This window comes from Shimia sp. CNT1-13L.2, assembly GCF_024331145.1.
GTDB lineage: Bacteria > Pseudomonadota > Alphaproteobacteria > Rhodobacterales > Rhodobacteraceae > Shimia.
In genome coordinates this window covers 390026-407331 of sequence record NZ_JANDJO010000004.1, presented here as the reverse complement: position 1 = coordinate 407331, position 17306 = coordinate 390026, and the positions used below count along the sequence as shown (strand labels likewise).

Genomic DNA, 17306 nt, shown 5'->3' with positions numbered 1-17306 from the left:
GCGTCGTGCCCCCGTGTAATCTGCGATCATGGTTGCATTTTCCCACTCGATCTCCCTTGGCTCTCCTGATCAAACCGCTGCTCTTGGCGCTGAAATCGGCCGGCTCCTGAACCGTGGTGATGTCCTTCTGCTAGAGGGCGATATTGGTGCCGGAAAAACCCATTTTGCACGAAGCCTGATTCAGTCCCTGCTTCCGGAACCAGAGGATGTGCCCTCACCCACATTCACGCTTGTCCAGATTTACGACGGTACAAGCTGCGAGATCTGGCACGCGGACCTCTATCGCCTCACATCACCAGACGAAGTTGTCGAACTGGGGCTGATCGATGCCTTTACCGATGCGATTTGCCTCGTGGAATGGCCTGACCGGCTTGCCGAACTTGCACCCGAAAACGCCCTTTCGATGCGGTTCGCAATGACGGCAACCGAAGGTGAACGAACTCTCGAACTCTCGGCTGAATCCGAACACTGGCCCCAACGCCTTAAGGAAATTCTTGATGTCTGATCGCGACACACTGATCGACAAATTCATTGCGACAACCGATTGGAAAACGGCCAAGGTTGGTCCTCTGGCCGGAGACGCCTCCAACCGCCGTTACCTGCGTCTTGAAATGAACGGCGAAACGGCCGTCCTGATGGATGCGCCGCCCGAAAAGGGCGAAGATGTACGCCCCTTCGTGAAGATCGACACCTATCTGTGTGATCTGGGCCTATCTGCTCCAAGGGTTCTGGCCTCTGATCCCACCAATGGCTTTCTTCTGCTCGAAGATCTGGGCGATGACCTGTTCGCACGCGTCATGGAACGCTCGCCAGAGCTGGAAACACCCCTTTACGAGACCGCAACAGACGTTCTTGTCGATCTGCACAAACACGCCGCGCCCGACGACCTGAAGACCTATACCCCTGAATTCATGGCCGAAATGGCCGCGCTTGCCTACCGCTGGTATCTGCGCGGTCTGGATATGCCCTACGAAGACAAGGCCACACGTTTCCAAACCCATTTCCGGTCTGTTCTGGAAAACCACGCAAACGAGGCCGAGGTCTTGATTCAGCGCGACTATCACGCGGAAAACCTGCTGTGGCTCCCGGATCGCTCTGCCTCGGCCCGCGTCGGCCTACTGGATTTTCAAGACGCCCTTGTGGGGCACCGCGCCTATGATCTCGTTTCGCTCCTTCAGGACGCGCGGCGCGATGTTCCGGCGCAGATCGAAACGCAGATGATCTCTCGCTATCTCGACGCGACTGGCATGGTAGAACAGGATTTCCAAACCGCCTACCATGTCCTCGGCGCCCAGCGAAACCTGCGCATCATCGGTGTTTTCGCACGCCTCTCGATGCACTTTGGCAAACCCCACTACATCGATCTGATCCCGCGTGTTTGGACATACCTTCTGCGTGACCTGACGAATCCGGCGCTGGCCGAGACAAAGGGCCTGCTACTTGACGATCTTCCGGAACCCACTCCTGACCTGCTTAAGAAACTGAAAGAAAAATGCGCCACGATCCCGACGCTGTAATGCTGTTCGCCGCCGGATTTGGCACCCGAATGCGGCATCTCACCAAGTCTCAGCCCAAGCCGCTGGTCAAGGTCGGGGGCAGGGCGCTGATTGATCACACTCTTGATCTCGCCCGCGCGATCGCACCCGGCCGTGTCGTTGCGAACCTGCATTATCTGCCGGAACAGCTGGAAGACCACCTCGCGGAAACAGAGGTCACAACAACCGTTGAAGCGCCCGAAATCCTCGAAACGGGAGGCGGCCTGCGTGCCGCACTGCCTTTGTTGGGGGAGGGTCCGGTTTTCACGGCCAATACCGATGCGATCTGGAAAGGCCCAAACCCGTTTGAACTTTTGAAACAGGCTTGGCGCCCTGAAGAGATGGACGCTCTTCTGCTTTGCGTTCCGCGGCACGCGACTGTGGGCCACAAAGGAAAGGGTGACTTTGTTATCGACAAAACAGGCCGCCTTAGCCGAGGACCGGGCCACGTTTACGGCGGCATTCAGATCATGAAGACCGAAAAGTTGCACGGCGTGGCCGAAACGGCGTTTTCGCTCAACATTCTTTGGAATCAGATGTTCGCGGAAGGCCGTCTGTTCGGCCTGTCCTATCCCGGCAAATGGTGTGATGTCGGATCGCCCGAAGGCATTGATCTTGCCGAGGCACTATTGGAGCAAAACGATGTTTGAGCCCTCGGACAAACCGCGCGTCTTTGGCATTCCCGTCGGCGCGGATTTCCCCAAGAACCTTACCGAGGGCTTGCGCACGCGCTTTTCTGACCGGCCACCCGAAGAGTTCGCGCGCGTCGAACTGATCGTGAACACGCACCGGATGGAGCGGCGCATTCGCGAGATTTTTGACCAAGGGCCGCCTACACTCTTGCCACGCATCCGGCTGTTGTCGGATTTCGGGCGGGCAACCCACGCCCACGACATCCCTCCACCAGTCCCGCCGCTTCGCAAGCGGTTTGAGTTGATCCGTCTGATTTCCCAACTTCTCGACGCGCAACCCGATCTGGCGGCGCGCGCGTCGCTTTATGATCTCGCCGACAGCCTTGCAGCCCTGATGTCCGAGATGAGCGGCGAAGGCGTCACGCCCGACACCATCGAGGCATTGGATGTGTCCGATCAATCTGGCCACTGGGAGCGTGCGAAAACCTTTTTCGGCATTGCGCGCGATTTCCTTGAATCCGTTGACGACACGCCTGACGCGGAAACCCGCCAGCGTCTGGTGATCGAACGCCTGACCGAAGAATGGGCACTCAACCCGCCACAACACCCTGTCATTCTCGCGGGGTCCACTGGATCGCGTGGTACGATGATGCTCTTGATGCAGGCCATCGCCCGCCTTCCCCAAGGGGCCATCGTGCTGCCGGGATTTGATTTCGAAACGCCCGATCACGTCTGGGATGCCCTGGGCGATGCCCTGAGCAGTGAAGATCACCCCCAGTTCAGGTTCCGGCGCTTGATGGACATCCTCGGGATGCACCCGAATGATGTCGCGCCCTGGCACGGCCTCGATGTGCCCAGCAAAACCCGCAACCGGCTTGTCTCGCTTGCCTTGCGCCCCGCGCCCGTCACGGATCAATGGCTGGCCGAGGGGCCAAATCTGACAGGCATTGAAGACGCGGTTTCAGATGTCACCTTGCTGGAAGCGTCCTCCATGCGCGAAGAGGCAATGGCCATCGCGATGCGCCTGCGCCAGGCGGCCGAAGTCGGGCAAACCGCCGCGCTCATCACGCCTGATCGTATGCTCACGCGACAAGTGACGGCCGCGTTAGATCGCTGGGACATCACGCCGGATGACAGTGCCGGTCAACCCTTGCAACTAAGCCCGCCGGGCCGGTTCCTACGCCATGTTTCGAGACTGTTTCAGCAGAAACTCACGTCGGAAATGCTTTTGACGCTTCTCAAACACCCCCTGACACACAGCGCCGAAGGTCGCGGTGACCACCTGTTGCGGACTCGGGAACTCGAACTTTATGTTCGCAAAAAGGGCCTGACGTACCCGCAACCTGAGATCCTCCAGGCCTGGGCCGCCGCCCGCGATCCGGAAGATCAGACATGGGCAGCTTGGCTCGTCAGTGTGTTCTGTGATCAGGAGATGCCGGGCGAGTGTGATTTCGCGGTTCGCCTTGAGGCCCACATATCGCTCGCCGAACGGATTGCGCGAGGGCAGGTGCCTGAGGGCAGTGGTGAACTCTGGGAGAAATCGGCTGGGCGCGAAGCGGCCAAGCTAATGACGCAGCTCAGGGAAAACGCCCAATACGCCGGCCCTATTTCCGTTTCCGACTACAGCGATCTGTTCGGCGCGGTCATCGCAAACGGAGAGGTGCGCGATCGCGACGAAGGCCATCCCAACATCCTCATCTGGGGCACGCTCGAGGCCCGTGTTCAGGGCGCCGATCTCGTGATCCTTGGCGGTTTGAACGAGGGCAGCTGGCCCGAAGCGCCTTCGCCCGATCCCTGGTTGAACCGCAAAATGCGCCATGACGCGGGCCTTTTGCTTCCCGAACGTCGAATCGGCCTCTCGGCGCATGATTTCCAACAGGCCATTGGCGCGCCCGAGGTCTGGCTCACCCGCTCCATCCGCTCGGACGAAGCCGAAACCGTGCCGTCCCGCTGGATCAACCGTCTGACAAACCTGATGAGCGGATTGCCAGGGCAAGGGGGAGACACGGCCCTGCAAGGAATGCGTCAGCGCGGAAGCAACTGGTTAAGTCTGGTTGCGGCTCTGGAAGACATCAACCCTGTCGAACCGGCCAAGCGCCCATCGCCGCGGCCGCCAGAAGTGTCGCGACCGAAACAGCTTTCGGTGACAGAGATCAAGCGCCTGATCCGCGACCCCTATGCGATCTACGCCAAACACGTCCTGCGTCTGCGCCCCCTCAACAGCCTGATGAAAACGCCGGATGCTCTCTTGCGGGGGATCGCTTTTCATGAGGTTCTGGAAACCTTTGTCAAAGAAGTCTCCGAAACACCAGCGAACCTGACCGAAGCCCGCCTTGCCGAGATCGCACGCGACGTGCTTGCCCAAAACGTCCCGTGGCCCGCAGCGCGCGCCCTGTGGCAGGCCCGTATCGAACGGGTTGCGGAACATTTTGTGCAGGGCGAACAGCGCCGCCGCGAAACAGCGACCCCGATTGCATACGAACGCCAGGCCAAATCCCGGATTGACGCGCTCGATTTCACCTTGACCGCCAAGGCGGATCGGGTTGATGCCACGAAGGATGGCCAGCTGATCCTCTATGATTACAAGACAGGTCGTCCGCCATCTGAGGATGAGCAGCTCTTCTTTGACAAACAGCTCCTTCTCGAAGCCGCGATGGCCGAACAGGGCGGCTTTGCCGACATTGATCCCGCTGATGTGGCCGCTGCGATTTATCTGGACCTGAGCAGCAAGCAAAAGGATGAACCCGCCCCCCTCGAAAAAACGCCAGCAGCGCAGGTCTGGGACGAGTTCATTAAGCTGATCGGCCACTATGCCGATGCCGAGAACGGGTTTACCTCGCGCCGCGCCATGCACAGCGATCGGGATGTCGGAGACTTCGATCAACTTGCCCGTTTTGGCGAATGGGACATCACCGACGATCCGATGCCGGAGGATGTGAAATGATCCAACGCGATGACGCCACCGAACGGCAGGTTCAGGCCGCGCGCCCCAATGAATCGACCTGGCTTTCGGCCAATGCCGGCTCGGGCAAGACCCGCGTTCTGACAGATCGCGTTGCCCGTTTGCTGCTTTCGGGTGTTCTGCCCCAGCACATTCTCTGCCTAACCTACACAAAGGCCGCCGCGAGCGAGATGCAGAACAGGCTGTTCAAGCGTCTTGGCGAATGGGCGATGCTGGATGATGCGGAACTGCGCAAACAGCTTGATGAACTGGGCGTGGAAATCCCTCTGGATGGCACGCTTCTGCGCGATGCGCGCACCCTTTTCGCGCGCGCAATCGAAACGCCGGGTGGTTTGAAAATCCAGACGATCCACTCTTTCTGTTCCTCCCTGCTGCGCCGATTCCCGCTTGAGGCCGGGGTGTCTCCGCTGTTTGCCGAAATGGAAGATCGCGCCGCGGCCCTCCTTCGCGAAGATATCGTCGCCGATATGGCAGAGGGCGCGCAGGCCGATTTGGTACAGAACCTCGCGCGGCATTTCACCGGCGAGACACTGGAAGGTCTGACAGATGAAATCGTTCGTCACCGCGACAGGTTTGAAACACGACAGAACACGGGCTTTTTCCTCGACCTGATGGGCCAGAGCAAATCGCTCAGCCGGGAAGACATCGCCGCTAAAGTCTTTCTGGGCGGCGAGGCCGAGTTGCTTCAGTCTTTCATCGAGGTTCTCCGCACCGGCGGTAAGACCGACCACACCAACGCCGACAAGCTGTCAAAAATAGGTGCGCCAACATACGAGGATCTCGGAATCCTCGAAGGCATCTTTCTGACGGGCGCATCCGCAAAAGCACCCTTTTCGGCAAAGATAGGCTCTGTTCCAACCAAGGCCCTGCAAAAAGATCACCCCGATCTCGTGGCCAAGATTGATGCCCTGATGTTGCGCATCGAAGACGCCAGACAATCGCGCCTTGCCCTCGCCGCGGCCGAGCGTGCCGCTGTGTTGTCGGCCTTTGGCCACGCCTTTCTGTCGGAATACGAGCGCCAGAAACAGCTGCGCGGCTGGCTTGATTTTGACGATCTCATCCTGCGTGCACGTGCCTTGCTGAATGACCGGGCCGTGGCAGAATGGGTGCTGTATCGTCTTGATGGCGGCATTGATCACATTCTTGTCGACGAGGCCCAGGACACAAGTCCGGTTCAGTGGCAGGTGATTGAACGTCTCGCGCAGGAATTCACCAGCGGAACCGGCGCCAGAAGCGATATCGAGCGCACGATTTTCGTTGTGGGCGACAAAAAACAGTCGATCTACAGCTTCCAGGGGGCCGATCCCGCCGAATTCGATCGGATGAAAGAGGATTTCGCCACGCGCCTCGCGGCAACGGGCAAACCTCTGCAATCGCTTGAGCTCGAGTATTCCTTCCGCTCCTCTGCCGCGATCCTGAATCTTGTCGATCACTGCTTTGACGAACAGCTACGCGCCGGTTTCCCGCAAGACATGAAGCACCGCGCCTTCAATGCCGATCTTCCCGGTCGCGTCGATCTGTGGCCCGTGGTCGATCCTGCTCCAAAGGCGGAAAAGGATGAATGGTACATCCCTGTCGACCGGAAAAGCGAAACGCACCACACCGTCGTTCTGGCCAATCGTGTTGCCGATGAAATCGCGCGGATGATCCACGAAAAAGAGACTATTCCAGCGAAAAAAGGTGAAACAGACCTCTACGATCAGCGTCCGGTTCAACCCGGAGATTTCCTGATCTTGGTACAGCGCCGCTCTGATCTGTTCCACGAGATCATTCGCGCCTGTAAGTCCCGCAACCTTCCGATTGCCGGAGCCGACCGCCTCAAGGTGGGTGCCGAACTTGCGGTGCGCGATCTCGGGGCATTGCTGTCCTTCCTCGAAACGCCAGAGGATGATCTTTCGTTGGCAACGGCCCTGCGATCCCCCCTGTTGGGCTGGACCGAACAACAGCTGTTTGACCTCGCCCATCGCAGAAAACCCAACTCGGTTCTCTGGAACGCCCTGCGCAACCGCAAGGACGAGTTTCCCGAAACGCTCGCCATTTTACGCGATCTGATGGATCAAACCGATTTCCTGCGGCCCTATGATCTGATCGAACGTATCCTGACCCGCCATCGTGGCCGCAACAATCTGCTCGCGCGCCTTGGAACCGAGGCCGAAGACGGAATCAACGCCCTACTGTCCCAGGCTCTGGCCTACGAACGCAGCGCCGTGCCCAGTTTGACAGGTTTCCTTGTCTGGATGGAAACCGACGAGCTTGAAATCAAACGCCAGATGGACAGCGCCGGAAATCGTATTCGGGTCATGACGGTGCACGGCTCCAAGGGTTTGGAAGCGCCCATTGTCATCCTGCCCGACACAGGTAAGCGACAGATCCGCAACGACAGCCAGATAATCGAGGCCGGAGACTCCGCGCTTTGGGCAACACCTTCTGCCTCGTCGCCCCAATTCGTGAGCGATGCGCGTGACACGACGGCGCATACTCTCAAGGCCGAGCGAAAGCGCCTTTTGTACGTGGCAATGACACGCGCCGAGAAGTGGCTGATCGTCGCTGCGGCCGGGGATCTCGGGAAAGATGGAGAAGCCTGGTACGACGTCATCCGTCGTGGGCTGGGATCCGTTGGCGCGCAAGCAAAGCAGTTTCCCTTTGGCGAAGGCCTTCGATATTCGCACGGCGATTGGACCGGCCACGTCACCGCTGTTGAAGAAGTGGCGCAGGACGTGCTTCCAGACTTGCCAGCTCTCTTCAAAACGCCGGCCAGACAACCCGAGAAGCCACAGAAATCCCTCAGCCCATCTGATCTGGGCGGTGCCAAGGCCCTTCCGGGAGACGCCGGATTGGATGAAGAGGCGGCAATGGCGCGGGGAACCCATATCCACCTGCTGCTGGAACACCTGCCGGACTATCCAAGAGACCAATGGCAAGCTGTTGGCACAAACATCCTTCTGGCGTCCGAACTCCCACCTCTTGCCGATGACATTGCCCCCTTGCTGGCAGAGGCCACGACCGTTCTCGACGCGCCGTCCATGGCGCATGTCTTTTCACCGCAATCACTTGCCGAAGTCCCGCTTACTGCGAGGATCGGAGACCATCGTCTGCACGGCATAATCGACAGGCTGATCATCGAACCAGATCGCATCCTTGCCGTTGATTTCAAAACCAATGCGACAGTCCCACCATCGCCAGAGACCACTCCCGAGGGGATTTTGCGCCAGATGGGCGCCTATACTCACGCGCTGTCCCAGATTTATCCTGATCAGAAGATCGAAACCGCGATCCTCTGGACACGTCATGCGGAACTGATGAACTTGCCCCACGATCTTGTGACACAGGCGCTTGTGACCACTGGATACCTTGACGCCAGCCAAGGCTCTACCTAGGTTCTGCCAAACGCTGCTATCCATTCAGGAGAAATCACATGGCAACCGTCGCTGTCACCGACGCCACATTTGACGCCGAAGTCAAGAACTCGGACATCCCCGTAGTGGTGGATTTCTGGGCCGAGTGGTGTGGCCCCTGTAAACAAATCGGCCCGGCTCTCGAAGAGCTGTCGTCCGAGTACGAAGGCAAGGTAAAGATCGCCAAGGTCGATGTTGACTCGAACCCGAACGCCGCTGCGGCGATGGGTGTTCGCGGCATCCCGGCGCTGTTCATCTTCAAAGACGGTCAGGTTGTTTCGAACCGCGCCGGCGCTGCTCCGAAAGCCGCGCTGCAAAGCTGGATCGAAGAAGCCATCTGATCTTACGATCAATTTGGTCAAGGGGCGCTCCAATCGGGGCGCCCTTTTTCGTTCTGCGGCAAGGGCTGCCCTTGTGCGGTTTGCGCGCGGGCCTCATATAGGTCTTCAACAAAAGGAGAAATGTATGTCGCAAGACCAATTCCCCGGTTGGCACGGAACAACGATCATCGGCGTCAAGAAAGACGGCGAAGTGGTGATTGCTGGCGACGGCCAGGTTTCCCTTGGCCAGACTGTCATCAAGGGCACCGCCCGCAAGGTGCGCCGCCTGTCGCCCGGTGGATACGACGTTGTTGCCGGTTTCGCCGGTTCGACAGCCGATGCCTTCACTTTGCTTGAGCGTCTGGAAACCAAACTCGAAGCCACCCCCGGCCAATTGGCCCGTGCCTCTGTTGAACTTGCCAAGGATTGGCGCACCGACAAGTACCTGCAAAAGCTCGAAGCCATGCTGATCGTCTCGGACGGTGCCGACATTTTCGTCATCACCGGGGCAGGGGACGTTCTTGAGCCCGAACACGACGTCACGGCCATCGGATCGGGCGGCAACTTTGCCCTCGCAGCCGCACGCGGCATGATGGACAGCGACAAATCCGCCGAAGAGGTGGCCCGCGGCGCGATGGCCATCGCGGCAGACATCTGCGTCTACACCAATGGCAACCTGACCGTAGAGAAAATCACCAAATGACCGATCTGACCCCGCGCGAAATCGTTTCCGAACTCGACCGCTTTATCATCGGGCAAAATGATGCAAAACGCGCCGTCGCCGTGGCGCTGCGCAATCGTTGGCGCCGCAAGCAGCTTTCCGATGATCTGCGGGAAGAGGTGTACCCGAAAAACATCCTGATGATCGGCCCCACCGGCGTCGGCAAAACCGAAATCAGCCGCCGGCTGGCAAAACTTGCCCGCGCGCCTTTCATCAAGGTCGAAGCCACGAAATTCACCGAAGTGGGATACGTGGGCCGTGATGTTGAACAGATCGTGCGCGATCTGGTCGACAGCGCAATTGCCATGACCCGCGAACACATGCGTGAAGACGTCAAGGCCAACGCCCATCGCGGTGCGGAAGACCGCGTGATCGAGGCAATCGCCGGCGAAGATGCCCGCGACGCCACCCGCGAAATGTTCCGTAAAAAGCTGAAGTCAGGCGAACTCGATGACACTATGATCGAGTTGGAAGTGGCTGATTCCTCGAACCCGATGGGTGGCATGTTCGACATCCCCGGCCAACCCGGAAGCCAGATGGGTATGATGAACATCGGTGATCTGTTCGGCAAAGCCTTTGGCGGTCGCACTGTGAAACGTCGCATGACCGTTGCTGAAAGCTATGAAATCCTGATCTCCGAAGAGGCAGACAAACTTTTGGACGACGAATCCGTCACCAAGGCTGCGCTGGAAGCGGTTGAACAGAACGGCATCGTCTTCCTTGATGAGATCGACAAGGTCTGCGCTCGTTCTGAAGCTCGGGGCGGAGATGTAAGCCGGGAAGGGGTGCAACGCGATCTGTTGCCATTGATCGAAGGCACAACCGTCAGCACAAAACATGGTCCGGTCAAAACCGACCACATCCTGTTCATCGCGTCCGGGGCATTCCACATTGCGAAACCCTCGGATCTGCTGCCTGAACTCCAGGGCCGCCTTCCGATCCGCGTGGAACTGCGTGCCCTGACCGAAGATGATTTCGTGCGCATCCTGACGGAAACTGACAATGCCCTGACCCGTCAGTACACCGCTCTGATGAACACCGAAGAAGTGGTGGTCACCTTCACGGACGAGGGCATCGCGGCACTGGCGAAAATCGCGGCAGACGTGAACCAAACCATTGAAAACATTGGGGCACGGCGTCTCTACACGGTGATGGAGCGTGTCTTTGAAGAGCTGAGTTTCACGGCCCCCGATCGCTCCGGAGACGAGATCACTGTCGACGCTGCGTTCGTTGAACAAAACCTTGGTGAACTGACCAAGTCTGCAGACGTCAGCCGCTACGTCCTGTAAACCTCAGTGGCGTCGGAGATACACATAGTAGGCTCCGGCGCCGCCATGACGCACATGGGCTTCGGCAACTTGAAGCACCATCGCACCAAGCGGCGGCATCGCGAGCCATTGCGGCACATGATGTTTCAAAATCCCGCGTCGCACCGGGATTGGCCCGTCATCCGGCTTGGATTTGCCTTTCCCCGTCACAACCAGCACCAGTCGCTTTCCCTCGGAAAATGAGCGCATGATGAAGCCGGTCAGCGCCGGATGCGCCTGTTCCTGGGTCATGCCGTGCAGGTCGATCTTGCCTTCGGGCAACATCTTCCCGCGCTTCATCTTGCCATAGACCTTCTTGTCCATATGCAGCGGCTGTCGCGCGACACGCTCGGAAATACCGGGCAAGAGATCATTGCGGGGCAGGGCGGTCTGCGCCCTTGATCCAACCTCGAACTCCGGCACACGCGGCCGCACCGGTTTGATCGGCTTGGGTTTCGGCTTAGGCTCTTCATGCCGAGAGCGTTCCGGGTGCATCCGATGCGCAGAATCCGCCACCTTGCGCCAAAGATCTACTTCTTCAGGGGTCAGACGTCTTCTACTCACAGCACGGCCTCGGGCAACATGGCATAGGCCCGCTGAATTGGCAGAAGAATGATCATTCGTCCACCATCTTTCAGACGTCCCGCCGCACGGCCGGCATCATCTCCGGTACCAAAGAAGATATCCGCACGCTGCGCACCCTTGATCGCCGATCCCGTATCCTGCGCGATCATAAGTCGCCTCAAGGGCGTTTCACCTTCTTTTTCAACCCAGACCGGGGCGCCAAGTGGTGTGAACTTTGGATCAACGGCAACCGTTCTCATGGTGGTGATCGAACGGTTCATGGCCCCAAGCGGGCCTTTGTCCGCGGGAACACGTGTCACCTTGCGGAAGAAAACATAGGAATCGTTGTGGCGCAGCAGGTCCGCACCATCCACCGGATTGCGGCGCACCCAATTCTTGATTACCTGCGCACTGACCTGATGGGCTGAGTACACACCGCGTCGCACAAGCTCGACACCGATCGAGCGATACGGCCGACCATTCGATCCGCCGTAGCCAACCCTAAGATAGCTTCCATCAGGCAGATGAATGCGGCCAGATCCCTGAATTTGCAGGAAGAAAAGCTCTACCGGATCATCAACCCATGCAACCTCCAGTCCACGCCCCACCATGGCGCCGCTGGTTTCGATCTCACGGCGGGTAAGCCAGCTGGTTTTGCGGCGCGCTTCCGGAGGTTGCCGATACAAGGGGTACCGATAGCGTTCGGTCGGAACCAAAGACCCATCCAGCTCAGGTTCGAAATACCCCGTGAACAGCGCATCCTTGCCGTCTTCGACCAGAACCGGTCGGAACAGCAGCTCAAAGAAACTGCGCGCATCTGAAATTTCACCCGCCGCCTTGCACAGCGCCTGCCAATCCGGGGCATCGAAATCCATGCAGGTGTTCTGAAACGTGGAAAGGGCCGCGGCATGATCATCCTCGGCCCATCCATCCAGATCTTTGAAATCCAGAATCTTGATCGTGGTTTCGGATGCTGCCTCAGACCCGACCATCGCCAGCCCTGCCAGAACAGCCGCCCGAAACCAGTAAATCATTCGCCCGTTGCGACAAGTTGCCAGTTGGGATCATCCGACCCCATGGCCCGCGCAAAAGTCCAGATGTCCCTTTGCTTTTTGACCTGGCGTTCGTCGCCCTCGATGATGTCACCCGCACGATCTCGCACGACATGGGTCAATTCACCGATAAACCGAACGGTGATCTCGGCTTCGCGGTTATCTGTGTCGAATGTCGCATTGTGCAACGCCATTTCGCGCACACCGACAAATTCGCTCTCGACCGTGAGGCCTTGTTTCTCGCGCACCTCGACGACATGGGCAAAGGCATCATAAACCTCATCCGACAGGAAAGGCTTGATAGAACCAAGATCGCCCTTTTCGAACCCCATCAGGATCATTTCATAAGCGCCACGCGCGCCTTGAAGAAAATCGCTCACGCCAAAACTCGGTTCGATCTGCTTCATTGCGGCAAGCGCTGCGTACTCATCCGAATCTTCGGCAACGTGATCCACGATGTCCGGATCTGGACCGCCCTGAATAACCTCAAGTTCCGGACCACGACGCTCGGTTTGAACCTGTTGCTGGCGCGGTGGCTCAAACCCATCTCGCGTTCCCAAAACGCTCCGCAGACGGAGGATGAGAAAGACGGCAATACCAGCCAACACAAGCAGCTGAAGAATGGGTGAATTCATGAGTACCTCGAACAGGGCATGGAAACAGGCGTATACCGCACTTATGTAAGTCACAGGCCAGATCAAGTCCACTGGCTCGGTGACAAACTTGGAGATTGAAGAATATGTGGCTGTTCCTGGCCTTTGTCGGTGTTCCCCTGATCGAAATTGCGCTTTTCATCCAAGTCGGTGGGGCGATCGGCCTATTGCCAACCCTTGCAGTTGTTGTTGTCACGGCGATGCTCGGCACATTTCTGGTACGCAATCAGGGCGCTTTGGCCCTCGGCAACCTGAAGCGGTCTTTCGAAAACCTGAATGATCCCACCGAACCTCTGGCACACGGTGCCATGATCCTGTTCTCCGGCGCACTTCTTCTGACACCGGGCTTTTTCACCGATGCTGTTGGTTTTGCCCTTCTTGTCCCGGCCGTGCGTGTGGCCGTGTTCAACTACATCAAGGCGCGCGTGAAGGTTCAAAGCTTCACGATGGGATCCATGCACAGCGCGCAACAGCAATCCCGCCCTGCCCAAGATGACGTGATCGATGGCGACTTTACCGAAGTCGACCCAACGAAACGCCCGACGCATCAACCCTCAGGCTGGACTAAGCATTGAGGCGCGGTTTTCTTCCTGATAAAGCAGACCAGAGATTTGATTTATTCAGGAGAAAACCATGTCGGAAAACGACAACGGCGCGGCACAGGCGGCACCCCAGGTTCGCATGAATGTTCTGGCGCAGTTCATCAAGGACATGTCCTTCGAGAACATCCTCGCCCAGAAACGCATCAGCGGTGAAGCACAGCCCGACGTTCAGGTTCAGGTCAACCTTGACGCCCAGAAGCGCGAAGTCGAACACCAGTTCGAAGTTGTGACCAAGCTGAACATCACCGCCAAAACCAAAGAAACCGGTGACGAGATGTTCATCTTCGAACTGGAATATGCCGGCATCTTCCACATCGAAGGCGTTCCGGAAGACCAACTGCATCCGTTCCTGCTGATCGAATGCCCGCGTCTGCTGTTCCCGTTCCTGCGCCGCATCGTTTCCGACGTCACCCGCGACGGTGGTTTCCCGCCACTGAACCTCGAAAACATCGACTTCATGCAGCTGTACCGCCAGGAACTGGCGCGTCGTCAGGCAGAAGCACAGGCCCAGGCCGCAGTTCAATAAGTTCAATGGTCCCGTATTGCGGGGCTGTTACCCAAGTTTGGCCCACAAGGCGTCGTCGCCCATTTTGGCAACGAAGTCTTCGTGGGCCTTCTTTTCGTCTTCGGTCAACCGCGAGGGCAGGGGGCTAGGGCGTGGTTTTGGCTGCCAACTGGTATCCTGAACCGTTTCCGTCTTCTTCGTCGCAACGGCAGACAGCGCAAAATCCGGCTGACGCCCGCCAATCAGCTCAAGATAGACATCCGCAAGGATTTCAGAGTCGAGCAACGCGCCGTGCAAGGTCCGGTTGGCGTTGTCGATACCAAACCGCCGACACAGGGCATCCAGAGACGCTGGCGAACCCGGAAACTTTCTCCGAGCGATTGCCAGAGTGTCCAGCGCTTGTTCCCAGGGTATCTGGGGCAATCCCATCCACTTCAATTCGGCATTCAAGAATTTCATGTCGAATGACGCGTTGTGAATGACAAGCTTGGCATCGCCCACGAAATCCAGAAACGCCTGGCCAATCTCCTTGAAAACCGGCTTGTCGCGCAGCGTGATCGCGGCTGGATTGTCGGTTTGCGGCGGCTCAAGAAGATCGGGACCAATTCCGTGAACCTGAAACGCCTCCATCGGCATCGAGCGTTCGGGATTGATGTACTGGTGATAGGTGTTGCCCGTCGGCATGTGGTTGAACAGCTCCACACCACCGATTTCGACAATCCTGTCGCCGGTATTGGGATCAAGGCCTGTGGTTTCGGTATCAAGTACGATCTCACGCATAGGTCATTCTCTCCCTGATGGCCTCGATGATCCGCGCCACCTGTTCACGCGCATGGTCCAGTGTATCCGTGATCACCACGAAATCCGATCGCGCGCATTTTTCATCGTTGGGCATCTGCTTTTCGCGGATCTGATGAAACTGATCTTCCGTCATCGTACCACGCGCCAGAACCCTTTCTTGCTGGATTTCAGGTGAAACAGAGACACATACGACAGCATCCATCGTCAGGTTTCCCCCGGTTTCGAATAGCAACGGAATATCGAATACCAGAATATCCGACGTGGCGACTTCGGCAAATTCCGCACGATCCTTGGCGACCAGAGGATGCACGATCTCTTCCAGCGTCTTTAGAACCGAGGCGTCTTTGCCGATCAGCTCTTTCAGCCGGTCACGTGAAACCGCACCGTCTTCCACTGCATCCGGCAATACGGCCTCAATAGGGGCCACCGCGGCCCCACCCTTGGAATACATGCGATGAACCGCGGCATCCGCATCCCAAACCGCACATCCGGCATCAGCGAAAAGCCTTGCCGTCGTCGACTTTCCCATGCCGATAGAGCCGGTCAATCCAACGCGAAACGTCATGCCAGTGCCGCCTCTCGGGTTGCGTCGTCCACGACCGGTCTGCGGCCGAACCAGCGTTCAAAGCCAGGAACGGCCTGATGAAGCAACATGCCAAGCCCATCGACGGTGGTGCAGCCTTTTTCCTCCGCAATTTCAAGAAGATGCGTCTTGAGAGGGTTGTAGACAAGATCGGTCACAACGGCATCTTTTCGCAAACCATCCAACGGAACCCTAAGCTCGGGTTTGCCAGCCATGCCAAGAGACGTCGTGTTTACGACGGTTGCCCCGTCCTCAAGGATATTGCCCGCCTGAACCCATTCCACCACAGAAAGCCGCGCACCAAAGTCCGCGCGCAGCTGGTCGGCACGTACACGAGTCCGGTTGGTGATCAGGATTTCGGGAACACCCGCATCCAACAAAGAAGCAACAACAGCCCGCGCTGCGCCGCCGGCGCCAAGAACAACGGCTGGCCCCGCATCCGGCTTCCAATCCGGCGCGCCCTGACGCAGGTTTTCGATAAAACCGTACCCATCCGTGTTATCACCAATCGTCTTGCCGTCTTCGCGGAAAATCAGCGTATTCACAGCCCCGATCAACGACGCGCGGTCCGTCACGTGGTCGACAAGCTCCATCACCGCCTCTTTGTGCGGGATGGTGACGTTCGCGCCGACAAAACCCATCTTTGGCATTGCTTCCAGTACGGCTTGCAAATCGCCTTGCGCCACATCCATCGGAATATAGTGGCCCTGGATTCCATAGGTCCGAAGCCAATGGCCATGCAACAAGGGCGATCTTGAATGCGCGATCGGGTGGCCGATCACCCCGGCAAGTGGGATCTTTGGCAGGCTCATGACATCAAATCTCCTCGAACCATGAGATAGTTCAATACTTCGATTAGCGGCATCCCGAGAACATTGAAATAGTCACCGTCAACGCGATGGAACAATCTCACACCTTCTTCTTCAAGCTTGTAGCCCCCAACACTCCAGCGAATGCTCTCCCAGTTTCGCTCAAGGTACTCTTCCAGATAGGCATCAGAAAAGTCCCGCATCTGCAGGCGCACCATGCCGATATGCCGCCAGACCGGTTCTCCCTCATGAAAAATCACCACGGCAGACAACAAGGTATGCCGTTTACCGCGCAACGCTTTTAACTGATCTCGCGCGTCTTCCACGTTCTTGGGTTTCGAAAACACCTGACCTTCGAAATCAAGCACCTGGTCACACCCGATCACCAGCGCATCGGGGTTCTTTCTCGCCACCTTGGCCGCTTTTGCTTCGGCCAATGCGTCGGCAATATCACGTGGCGGCGCCTGTTCGGCCTCAAGGGCCATCCGCAACATTTCTTCGTCCACTTTCGCCACTTCAACATCAAAGGCGATGCCGGCATTTCGCAACAGCGTTGCCCGGATCTCGGAACCAGACGCGAGGATGATGTGTTGTGACATGTGGATAAATCCGTGGGTTTCTCGTTGACGAAGCTAGGGCAGTTTTTCGGAAATTCCCCAAAGCAATGCAAGCTTGGGAAAACCCAGCCCATCTCACCGAGTTCCCCAGTTTTTCCCCACGGTGAATTTGTAAAACGTCCAGCCTGTGAAGAAAGTCGTGGATACAGATTCGCTCACACAGTTTTCCACATTCTGCACTGCCCGAATGATATAGGTTAAGTATCTGAAATAATTTAACTAAAAATCGAAAAACGAATTTCGTTAAG

17 protein-coding genes are annotated in these 17306 nt (G+C 57.7%); 10 read left to right on the top strand and 7 right to left on the bottom strand.

What is annotated here, in order from left to right; translation table 11 throughout:
• Window positions 1-28 precede the first annotated feature (28 nt).
• The 8 genes from tsaE (at window position 29) to hslU (ending at window position 10854) form a co-directional block, all read left to right on the top strand.
• The gene (gene tsaE, locus NNA36_RS11745; RefSeq protein ID WP_255107212.1) at window positions 29-505 is read left to right on the top strand and encodes a tRNA (adenosine(37)-N6)-threonylcarbamoyltransferase complex ATPase subunit type 1 TsaE; all 477 of its coding nucleotides are present in this window, start codon (window positions 29-31) and stop codon (window positions 503-505) included.
• Entirely contained in the window at window positions 498-1517 is a 1020-nt protein-coding gene (locus NNA36_RS11740) for an aminoglycoside phosphotransferase family protein (RefSeq protein ID WP_255107211.1), read from the top strand. The genes tsaE and NNA36_RS11740 overlap by 8 nt, the downstream gene beginning before the upstream one ends.
• Window positions 1493-2185 (top strand): nucleotidyltransferase family protein, encoded by a 693-nt coding sequence (locus tag NNA36_RS11735; protein WP_255107210.1) that lies wholly within the window; start codon window positions 1493-1495, stop codon window positions 2183-2185. Before NNA36_RS11740 ends, NNA36_RS11735 begins: the two co-directional genes overlap by 25 nt.
• On the top strand, window positions 2178-5111 hold the full coding sequence (addB, locus tag NNA36_RS11730) for a double-strand break repair protein AddB (protein WP_255107209.1): 2934 nt from the start codon (window positions 2178-2180) through the stop codon (window positions 5109-5111). Before NNA36_RS11735 ends, addB begins: the two co-directional genes overlap by 8 nt.
• The gene (addA, locus tag NNA36_RS11725; protein ID WP_255107208.1) at window positions 5108-8506 is read left to right on the top strand and encodes a double-strand break repair helicase AddA; all 3399 of its coding nucleotides are present in this window, start codon (window positions 5108-5110) and stop codon (window positions 8504-8506) included. The genes addB and addA overlap by 4 nt, the downstream gene beginning before the upstream one ends.
• A gap of 38 nt (window positions 8507-8544) precedes the next feature.
• A complete protein-coding gene (gene trxA / locus NNA36_RS11720) occupies window positions 8545-8865 on the top strand; it encodes a thioredoxin (protein ID WP_255107207.1) in 321 nt (106 codons plus the stop codon).
• Between the two features lie 124 nt (window positions 8866-8989).
• Window positions 8990-9547, top strand: coding sequence for an ATP-dependent protease subunit HslV (hslV, locus tag NNA36_RS11715; RefSeq protein ID WP_255107206.1), 558 nt, complete (start codon window positions 8990-8992; stop codon window positions 9545-9547).
• Window positions 9544-10854, top strand: a complete 1311-nt coding sequence (hslU, locus tag NNA36_RS11710) for an ATP-dependent protease ATPase subunit HslU (RefSeq protein ID WP_255107205.1) — start codon at window positions 9544-9546, stop codon at window positions 10852-10854. Before hslV ends, hslU begins: the two co-directional genes overlap by 4 nt.
• Window positions 10855-10857: 3 nt before the next feature.
• On the opposite strand, the gene NNA36_RS11705 is transcribed toward hslU, so the two are convergent.
• From NNA36_RS11705 to NNA36_RS11695, 3 genes are read right to left on the bottom strand one after another with little or no spacing between them, the layout of a single operon-like run.
• Window positions 10858-11436, bottom strand: a complete 579-nt coding sequence (locus tag NNA36_RS11705) for a Smr/MutS family protein (RefSeq protein ID WP_255107204.1) — start codon at window positions 11434-11436, stop codon at window positions 10858-10860.
• Entirely contained in the window at window positions 11433-12470 is a 1038-nt protein-coding gene (locus tag NNA36_RS11700) for a murein transglycosylase A (protein ID WP_255107203.1), read from the bottom strand. The genes NNA36_RS11705 and NNA36_RS11700 overlap by 4 nt, the downstream gene beginning before the upstream one ends.
• Entirely contained in the window at window positions 12467-13123 is a 657-nt protein-coding gene (locus NNA36_RS11695) for a Tim44/TimA family putative adaptor protein (protein WP_255107202.1), read from the bottom strand. Before NNA36_RS11695 ends, NNA36_RS11700 begins: the two co-directional genes overlap by 4 nt.
• Before the next feature lie 104 nt (window positions 13124-13227).
• On the opposite strand from NNA36_RS11695, the gene NNA36_RS11690 reads away from it, so the two are divergent.
• Both NNA36_RS11690 and secB read left to right on the top strand, forming a co-directional pair.
• Window positions 13228-13716, top strand: coding sequence for an FxsA family protein (locus NNA36_RS11690; RefSeq protein WP_255107201.1), 489 nt, complete (start codon window positions 13228-13230; stop codon window positions 13714-13716).
• Between the two features lie 58 nt (window positions 13717-13774).
• Window positions 13775-14269 (top strand): protein-export chaperone SecB, encoded by a 495-nt coding sequence (gene secB, locus NNA36_RS11685; protein ID WP_255107200.1) that lies wholly within the window; start codon window positions 13775-13777, stop codon window positions 14267-14269.
• A gap of 27 nt (window positions 14270-14296) precedes the next feature.
• Here secB and dnaQ read toward each other — a convergent pair whose 3' ends face one another.
• Genes dnaQ through NNA36_RS11665 form a run of 4 tightly spaced genes read right to left on the bottom strand, consistent with a single transcriptional unit; the run spans window position 14297 to window position 17040 of the window.
• Window positions 14297-15028: a DNA polymerase III subunit epsilon gene (dnaQ, locus tag NNA36_RS11680; protein WP_255107199.1), complete on the bottom strand. Its 732-nt coding sequence runs from the start codon at window positions 15026-15028 to the stop codon at window positions 14297-14299.
• Window positions 15021-15614, bottom strand: coding sequence for a dephospho-CoA kinase (gene coaE / locus NNA36_RS11675; protein ID WP_255107198.1), 594 nt, complete (start codon window positions 15612-15614; stop codon window positions 15021-15023). The genes dnaQ and coaE overlap by 8 nt, the downstream gene beginning before the upstream one ends.
• The gene (locus NNA36_RS11670) at window positions 15611-16444 is read right to left on the bottom strand and encodes a shikimate dehydrogenase (RefSeq protein ID WP_255107197.1); all 834 of its coding nucleotides are present in this window, start codon (window positions 16442-16444) and stop codon (window positions 15611-15613) included. The genes coaE and NNA36_RS11670 overlap by 4 nt, the downstream gene beginning before the upstream one ends.
• On the bottom strand, window positions 16441-17040 hold the full coding sequence (locus NNA36_RS11665; protein WP_255107196.1) for a nucleoside triphosphate pyrophosphatase: 600 nt from the start codon (window positions 17038-17040) through the stop codon (window positions 16441-16443). The genes NNA36_RS11670 and NNA36_RS11665 overlap by 4 nt, the downstream gene beginning before the upstream one ends.
• Between the last annotated feature and the right edge of the window lie 266 nt (window positions 17041-17306).